Source organism: Bacillus sp. AFS040349 (genome assembly GCF_002577655.1).
GTDB lineage: Bacteria > Bacillota > Bacilli > Bacillales > Bacillaceae > Metabacillus.
Genome location: NZ_NUMC01000039.1, coordinates 1 through 8,579 on the forward strand (window position 1 = coordinate 1; position 8,579 = coordinate 8,579).

9 protein-coding genes are annotated in these 8,579 nt (G+C 36.7%); 1 reads left to right on the forward strand and 8 read right to left on the reverse strand.

Features of this window, described 5'->3' with window-relative positions; genetic code table 11:
• Window positions 1–46 precede the first annotated feature (46 nt).
• The 8 genes from COD11_RS09590 to COD11_RS09625 all read right to left on the reverse strand — a co-directional run bounded on the left by COD11_RS09590 (window position 47) and on the right by COD11_RS09625 (window position 7,963).
• Window positions 47–751 carry a CoA transferase subunit A gene (locus tag COD11_RS09590; protein ID WP_098796536.1) on the reverse strand — a complete coding sequence of 235 codons (705 nt, stop codon included), beginning with the start codon at window positions 749–751 and terminating at the stop codon, window positions 47–49.
• Window positions 748–2,100, reverse strand: coding sequence for an aspartate aminotransferase family protein (locus COD11_RS09595; protein WP_098796537.1), 1,353 nt, complete (start codon window positions 2,098–2,100; stop codon window positions 748–750). Before COD11_RS09595 ends, COD11_RS09590 begins: the two co-directional genes overlap by 4 nt.
• 31 nt (window positions 2,101–2,131) lie before the next feature.
• On the reverse strand, window positions 2,132–2,404 hold the full coding sequence (locus COD11_RS09600) for a YokU family protein (protein WP_098796538.1): 273 nt from the start codon (window positions 2,402–2,404) through the stop codon (window positions 2,132–2,134).
• Window positions 2,405–2,438: 34 nt separating this feature from the next.
• Window positions 2,439–3,827 (reverse strand): lysine 2,3-aminomutase, encoded by a 1,389-nt coding sequence (gene kamA / locus COD11_RS09605; protein WP_098796539.1) that lies wholly within the window; start codon window positions 3,825–3,827, stop codon window positions 2,439–2,441.
• A 243-nt stretch (window positions 3,828–4,070) separates the two neighbouring features.
• The gene (ablB, locus tag COD11_RS09610) at window positions 4,071–4,922 is read right to left on the reverse strand and encodes a putative beta-lysine N-acetyltransferase (protein WP_098796540.1); all 852 of its coding nucleotides are present in this window, start codon (window positions 4,920–4,922) and stop codon (window positions 4,071–4,073) included.
• Window positions 4,923–4,937: 15 nt separating this feature from the next.
• Window positions 4,938–6,326 carry a sigma-54 interaction domain-containing protein gene (locus COD11_RS09615; protein ID WP_098796541.1) on the reverse strand — a complete coding sequence of 463 codons (1,389 nt, stop codon included), beginning with the start codon at window positions 6,324–6,326 and terminating at the stop codon, window positions 4,938–4,940.
• A 71-nt stretch (window positions 6,327–6,397) separates the two neighbouring features.
• A complete protein-coding gene (locus COD11_RS09620; protein WP_098796542.1) occupies window positions 6,398–7,201 on the reverse strand; it encodes an ABC transporter ATP-binding protein in 804 nt (267 codons plus the stop codon).
• 126 nt (window positions 7,202–7,327) lie between these two features.
• Window positions 7,328–7,963, reverse strand: coding sequence for a LysE family transporter (locus COD11_RS09625; protein WP_098796543.1), 636 nt, complete (start codon window positions 7,961–7,963; stop codon window positions 7,328–7,330).
• 147 nt (window positions 7,964–8,110) lie between these two features.
• Between COD11_RS09625 and gvpU the strand changes: the two genes are divergently transcribed.
• A complete protein-coding gene (gvpU, locus tag COD11_RS09630) occupies window positions 8,111–8,542 on the forward strand; it encodes a gas vesicle accessory protein GvpU (RefSeq protein ID WP_098796544.1) in 432 nt (143 codons plus the stop codon).
• Window positions 8,543–8,579: the final 37 nt, after the last annotated feature.

The following is an 8,579-nucleotide window of genomic DNA, read 5'->3' on the forward strand; positions in this document are numbered from 1 at the left end:
TATCTAATACACCAGGCACCTTTCCACCCGGACAGGCTCCACCCCACTACTCCCAAGCCCATTTCCAATCGACTCCTTCACTTTGTACAACGATGTCTACGTAAACGCCTGGTGTGATGATGGCTTCTGGATCGAGTTCTCCTGCTTCGACGATTTGTTCGGCCTCGACAATTGTATATCGACCAGCCATCGCTACTAAAGGATTGTTATTTCGGGCACTTGTTTCATAAACAAGATTTCCGAAGGTATCTGCTTTTTTGGCGTAAACAATTGAAACATCTGCAGTAAGTGCTGTTTCTACTAAATAGTCTTGACCTTTTATCTTGATTTTTGGTTTTCCTTCTTCAATCATGCTATCAATTCCGATATCAGTGAGAATTCCTCCAAGACCAACTCCACCTGCCCTTATTCGTTCTGCCAATGTACCTTGTGGGCAAAATTCGACTTCCATTTTCCCATCTATCATTAACTGACCTGCAACCGGATTTGACCCAATATGGGAGACAATCATTTTTTTAGCCCTTCCTTGACTGACCACTTTCCCAATCCCAATTGTAGGAAAACCAGCATCATTTCCTATAAGTGTGAAATCCTTAATCCTCTTTTGAAGTATGCCATTTATAATAGTAGGTGGATTTCCTACTCCTCCAAATCCACCAAACATAAGTGAACATCCATCACGTATACGGGAAAAACCTTCTTCTAAACTCCCAACCTTATTTATCCTCTTTTTTGGCATTGGTTGCTTCATGGTCTGTTCCCCCTGCCTAACTCCTTCTGAATTTCGGAGACAACTTCTTTAAAAATAGTAACAAGTTCCTCTATTTCTTCTTTTAAAATAATAAAGGGAGGAGAAATGATGATCGCATCTCCACCTACTCCATCTTGACCTGCGGAGGATGGATAGATTAATAAGCCTTTTTCTCTAGCTCTTATTACAATCTTGTTCGTAATAGCATCATTTTTACGAAATGACTGCTTTATATTTTTATCAGAAACAAACTCAACCCCAATCATTAGTCCTTTTCCACGTATATCGCCAATCATTTCAAGGTTGGCTGTTTCTTCTTTAAGTCTTTCCAACAAGTATGTGCCACGTTCTTTTACCTTATCTACTAAGTTATTATTCTCAATATATTCTAAAACAGCTAAAGCACTTGCTGCTGATTGAGGGTTGGCACTATACGTATGGCCACTCATGATAGAATTTGAGCCTTCTAGAATCGGTTTCATCACTTTTTCACTCACGAGAGTTGCAGCAATTGGAGTAAAGCCTGCGCTCATCCCTTTTCCGAGTGCAATAATATCCGCCTTTACTCCCCAATGATCTAGGCCGAACATCTTACCCGTACGACCGATTCCCGTCATCACTTCATCTGCTATAAATAAAATGTTGTAGCGATCGCATATTTCTCTAACTTTCTGATAATATCCGTCCGGGGGTACGATCACACCTCCTGCTGCACCAATAATTGGTTCTGCGATGAAAGCAGCAATATGATCACTTCCGATTCTTTTTATCGCAGCCTCCACTTCATTTGCACACATTAACTGACAAGTTGGATATGCTTTATCAAAAGAACATCTATAGCAATACGGAGCAGTAACAGAGGGGTAATCCTCTAGCAAGGAAACAAATCGTTCCCTACGATTCACATGTCCAGACATAGATAACGCACCGAGTGTGATCCCATGGTAGCTTACCCACCGCGACAAGATTCTTTGCTTCTTAAAATCACCTTGCTCCTGCCAATATTGAATGGCAACCTTCATCGCCGTTTCCGTTGCTTCTGATCCACTATTAACAAAAAAGGACCAATAATCTTCATCAGCATCAACAAGTTTGTTTAACTTCTCAGCCAGACGTTCGGCAGGCTCTGAAGTAAATTGAGAACGATAAACAAATGAAACTTTATTTGCTTGATTCTGCATGCTTTTAATAATTTCGTCTACCCCATGACCAAGGCTCGCTGTAACTGCACCTGAGGATCCGTCAATATATCGCTTGCCCGCATTATCGTATAAATAAATCCCCCTCCCATAACTCACTGTTGGATATTGCTCGTTCATGGTTGGTTTAATTAATAATGACCGTTTCATACGATCGCCTCTTTCTTTTACATAAGCAACGTTAAAATTTAAAATAGTTACGTTTTAATAACCTCGGCATTGTCATTAATGATTGGAATGAAACCACTTTATCCACTTTCTTTGTATCAATAAGAAACAACTGATCTTCTAGCTCCTCAATCATTTTTTTATCTTGATATTCCATTCCACATGAGGAACATTTCACACCAGGTGTGTCGGTAATTTCAATAGCACGCGTTCCATCAGGCAGCTCCCAAAAAACCGTACAGGTTATATTTGTTACATTAACGGATTCGCACCATTCACATTTCATTTATAATGAGGCACCTCCCTTATTCCTCCGTTTACTAACTATCTTTCTTTTGTTGTGCCTGAAACTTTTTCTCCTTTAATTCATCACGTTTCTCACGCTTATCTTTTAATGTTGAATAATTCGGATCTTCTTGGAAACTTTGTCTTCTGTTAATACGTTCCAATGATTCTGGTACAAGATTAAATTTCTCATCATTTAGTAGAGAGGTAATACCAGTTTTAGACGGTTTGATATTTTCCTTTGCATAGATCTCATTAAAGTAATCATCTGCACGTCCTGCAACATACTTTTCCGGTTCTGGATACGTTGTGATCACTCCTTCAAAGTTGCGAAGTACCGTTTTTGTTGGACTTTGTGAAATCACATAGTTTGGTTGTAATGTAATTTTCCCGCCACCACCAGGAGCATCAACGACGAAGGCTGGAACATCATAACCGCTCGTATGTCCACGTAAACCTTCGATGATTTCTAAACCTTTTGAAATCGGCGCTCTAAAGTGACCGATCCCCTCTGACAGATCACACTGATAAATGTAATAAGGTCGGACTCTAATTTTCACCAAGTCATGCATGAGTTTTTTCATAATCGGCACACTGTCATTAATTCCCGCTAAAATAACAGCCTGATTTCCGACAGGCACACCCGCATCAACAAGCATTTCACAAGCACGCTTAGATTCTTCTGTTATCTCAATAGAAGTGTTAAAGTGGGTGTTTAGCCAAACAGGATGATATTTTTTCAAAATATTACAAAGGTTTTCTGTTATTCGTTGTGGAAACACAACAGGTGCTCTTGTGCCAATCCGAATGATTTCCACATGTGGGATTTCTCGTAAATTTTTTAAGATATATTCTAATATTGTGTCATTTATTAAAAGTCCATCTCCACCAGATAAGAGAACATCTCTAACTTCTGGTGTATTGCGAATATACTCAATCGCACCATCTAGTTGCTTCTTAGGCACTCCCATCCCGATTTGCCCGGAAAAACGACGACGGGTACAGTAACGACAATACATGGAGCATTGATTCGTAACGAGAAAAAGTACACGATCTGGATAACGATGTGTTAAACCTGCTACAGGTGAATCTTCATCTTCTTCTAATGGATCTTCTAAGTCATATTTCGTTTTCTTTATTTCTTGACTAATCGGAACAGATTGCATTCGAATTGGACATCTCGTATCAGTTTGATTCATAAGTGATGCATAATATGGAGTAATATTGAGTGGGATTGTTTTTGTAGAAATTTTTACACCCTCTTCTTCCTCAGGTGTTAAGTCAATGACTTGTTTTAAGTCATCAAGAGTTCGGATTGTGTTTGTTAACTGCCAAATCCAGTCATTCCATTTTTCATCAGTGACATCTTTCCATAAACTAATTTCTTTCCAATGACGGTCAGGTTTATATAAATCATGCAACATGAAGATTTCCCCCTTACATTTGCTATTCACAAATTATTAAGCAAGATTTGTGCCAACTATAAGAAGGAAACCATTTCCTTTAGATAAACCGTTATGATTAAACATCTGTAAAAATAAATTATGTCTACTCTTCATAAAGAGCCATCCTTTTTTATATAAAAAGAAGCAGTCAGTGCCAATATTCGGGCAAATAAAACCTTTTAGACTTGCTGAATATTCGGCAGCATGTTAAAAACTTGGCAGTTAATGAGAGAGATCTTTAACCCATACATTCATATCTTCAAGCTTATCGAATATATAACAGTTCTTAGTCAATCTCCCGTTGTATTCATAACCAAGCTGATAAAATGCTGCATTCATCCCAAAGGATAAAGACCTCGCAATTGAAAATGCACAAAAAATCCCATTATCTCGCAAATCAGTTTCTAGAAATAATAACAGCATTTTCATTAACCCGTATTTTCTATGTTCTGGTAGTGTTGCACAGTCTGTTAACTCAGCATTTTTAAAATCAATGTTCACATCTGCAGAAGCAGCACTAACTAGTAAGTTGTTGCTCTCAACTACATAAAAAAGATTGCCTGCACTAATCATTTTTTTTACATAGTCTTTATTATTCATCGGTGTTGGATAAATTTCAAACACCCTTCCATATAAATTGGCGAGCTGTTCTGCATCGTTGATTTCAGCTTTTCGGAAATGATAATGAGCCGGTAAGTTCGTTTCATTTACTTGTCGTTCTTTTTGAAAGACTTTTTCAAGGATAATATTCTCTTGAATCCAGTGTTCACTTGTTCTTCGTTTATCATCTATATACTTCGTCATAATCATGTTATCGGCACCATTAAAATATCCTTTTATTACTGCTTCCAACTCATATCCTTTTGATAAAAGGTCCATCCATTGCTCAGGGCGTGTGTAAAAAATAATTTTTTGAAAGGTATTTTCTGCGCTTAATCTTTCTATTTCCTGCAAAATCATTGTCATATTTCCCCGGTAATGATCGACTCTAATTCGTTCATTAAAATAGTCTAAATACAGTTGCATGACATAGCGAGATGTTGAAAGTTTCTTCGTTTCGGAAGACAAGGTCATTGTATCCACCTCATTTTAGTGAATTTTATATTTTTTTATTTTATATTGGAGAGTTTGTCTTGGGAGTTCAAGGAGCTCGGAGGCCTTAAGCACATTTCCATTTGTTTTGTGTAAAGCTTGTTGAATTAAGTCTTTCTCTGTTTTCTCAACAGCTTCACGAAAGGGTTTTATTTCATCCTTCTCGGCAGAAACCTTATTTTTAATAAATGATGGTAAATGATGGATTGTTAATGTATCCTCATTTTCTACCATGTTCATCGCATATTCAATTACGTGCTCAAGCTCTCTAACATTTCCAGGCCAGGAATGACTTTCTAACATCGATATCACGTTCTCATCAATATGAATCACAAGTTTACCGAAATTGTAGTTATATTTTTGAATAAAATGATGAATTAATAGAGGAATATCTCCTGTTCTTTTTCTTAAAGGAGGAAGCTCAAGAAAGAAAACATTTAAACGATAGTATAAATCCGTTCTTAATTGCTTCTTTTCCATACAAATGTAAGGATGCTCGTTCATCGCGACAATAACTCTTACATCTACTGAATATGAATCAACACCTCCCACTCGCCTAATAACTCCATCTTCCAGGACTCGTAATAGCTTTGCTTGAAAATCTAAGGGCATTGTATGAATCTCATCTAAAAACAGAGTTCCACCATGAGCAAGCTCAAATAATCCCGCTCGATCGACCGCTCCTGTGTAACTTCCTTTTTTCGTACCAAATAAGATACTTTCAAGCAAAGATTCAGGTAAAGAAGAGCAATTTTGAGCAATAAATGGTCCATTTTTTCTTACTGAACCATTATGAAGGGCCTGAACCATTAATTCCTTTCCTGTTCCAGTCTCACCATATACCATAACCGGTGATGTACTATTGGCAGCCTTTTTAGCCAATCTCTTTAATTCATTTATTTCTTCACAAGCAGTTACAAAATGGTCCCACTCATACTTTGCTCCTGAAATGGTTATTGGCTTTGATTGTTGCCCATTCATTTTTTCCTGAAGTTCAAGAAGCTTTTGAGAAAGTTGTTTTACTTTTGTAAAATCCTTAGCAATTTCAACTGCCCCTACAATGTTATTCCCAACTTTAATAGGTAAAGTAGTATTTACCGTATCAATTAGCTGACCTTTACTATTTTTATAGGTCTGAGATTGCTGATAAATTGAGTTTCCTGTCTCAATGACCTTGAGTAAGGTACTTGTTTGCTTATTTAATGAAGGAAATACCTCAAGAACATGTTTTCCGAGTACTTCCTCCACTTCAACTCCGTCATGCTTTGCTGCTACTTGATTATAAAAGATTGTTATCCCTTCAGAATTAACAGCATGAATTCCTTCATCAATACTCTCTAAAATTGCCTCAAGCATTTGTTTAGTTTCAAAGGATTTTAGAAACATTTCGAACACCTTCTTTAATAATCGTAAAAGATGTAGGCCTTATTTCTATTTTTATTAAGAAAGAGCGAGTACTATTCTGCATCAATGGTTTGAACTTTTTTCCTTAAACTTGCACGTCCTTCATCCCAGATTACCGAAACGTCAGAATCAAAAAGCGCTGAAAGCTTCCCAGCAGATAGCATCTCTTTTGTTTCACCAGAATCAAATACTTCTCCTCTTTTTAATAAAAGAGTATGAGAAAAGATTGGCAATATCTCTTCAACATGATGAGTAACATAAAGAAGAGTTGGTGCGGATTCCTTTTTCATCATGCCCTCTATTGATTCTAATAGCTGTTCACGTGCAAGAAAATCTAAACCTGTTGTCGGTTCATCTAAAATTAACAGCTCAGGCTCTGTCATTAAAGCTCGAGCAATCAAAACTCGTTGCCTTTCTCCCTGCGACAAAGTTTCATAAGCTCTATCGGCATAATGTAAACAGCTTAGTTCTTTTAATAGTCCAATCGCTTTTTGTCTCATTTCCTCTGTTGGTTTCTCATAAAGTACGATTGAAGCAAAAGCACCACTTAATACAATTTCAAATGCATTGTCTGACGGATAAAATTTCTGTTGTAGTTTTGTAGATACTAGTCCGATTTTTTGACGAAGTTTTTCCGCTAAATAATCTCGACCAAATACCTTCCCTAATACTTTCACATCTCCTTCAGTTGGAAAGTAGTACGCACAAAGCATATTTAATAGCGCTGTTTTTCCAGCTCCATTTAATCCATACAACACCCAATGTTCATGCTTTTTGATTTCCCAATTAATATCGTTCAAAATCCATTGACCATTTCTTTTAAGTGAAACGTGTTTTAATTCAATTATTGATGCCATAAGTTTCTCCTTTCACCAACATTAGCTTTTTCCTCTTAATAGTATAAGTTTAAAAGAAAAAAGCGATTGAATAAAGGCAATCGCTTTTCTAACTTTTATTTCAAATGGTCAATAACACCACTGGAATTAGAAACTAAAGAGCGCTTTCAGACCTTGAAAACCAAAATAAAGTCCAAACCCTAAAAGTGAAGCACCAGAGATAATGGAGATTACCTTTAAGCTAGTATCATTTAAAAATTTACGGAATCCTGTTGTAAGACCAGCAACAAAAACATCCCACAATGTTAGCCCTACAAAAATCATACAGCTGTACACCAATAATTGGCTTGTACCATTCACTTGAATCGTTTTAGCTAATACCGATCCATAAATTCCTAACCAAAACAGAATGGAAAGTGGACTTGTTATAGACATCATAAACCCAGTAAAAAAGCATTTTGTTAAGGAATCCTTTTTACGGGTTATTGTAAGATTAACCTTATTCACACCTAGAATGCTTTCAATACCTGAATAAATAAGAATAAATCCACCAAATAACCATAGAAAAATTTGGACAAAGGGTATATCTAGAAAATTCACCATACCAAGGTAAACAAAGAGCATAAAAATAGCATCTGCCATCATACTTCCTGCTCCTACAATCCAAGCATGCCAGAAACCATTTTTTATTCCTTTATCTAATCTAGCAGAATTAACTGGTCCAATCGGAGCAGCTAAGGATAATCCTAAAAAAATGTAACTAACCAATATGCTGATACTCAATGAAACCACACACTCCCTTTTTACCGGACTTGTACATTATATGAAGGGAGTTGTCCACTATGATTAAATGTTAAAAAATGGAGTAAGAATGACCTACTTTTTAGGGCATGATAACTTTACCAACGTTTATTTGCGAGGTGTTTCAATATGGCAAAAGAAAAAGAGCAAGAACAAACAGGTACTGATGATGCAATTATTTTGATGTTTTTAGATCTAGTTGAGCAAGACGGTGTTGAAGTTGATGTTACTTTAAGCGTGAACGGAACTGTTGTCTCAGGAACACTTATCGGGGCAACTGCCTATTACGAAGGAATTACTGAAGCATCGAAGAATTTTCATGATAGCACAATGTCAAAAATTATCTCAAAGAAATTTCATGATTTAAAAGAGGAATACGCCAAGCAGAAACAACAAGAATCTGATAAAGAGTCTAAAGATAATTCGACTCCTTTCACGTTTATTCATCTTAAAGATGCTAAATATCTAAATACAAACAGTCAAGAAACTCTTAACCGCGGAACATGGTGGAGAGGAAGAATTTCAGCAGTTGATGGCTTTTCCTTCAATTCGCTTGTCTAATAATATTCCCCTTACTATTGGTAGTGTCAAAAGATTT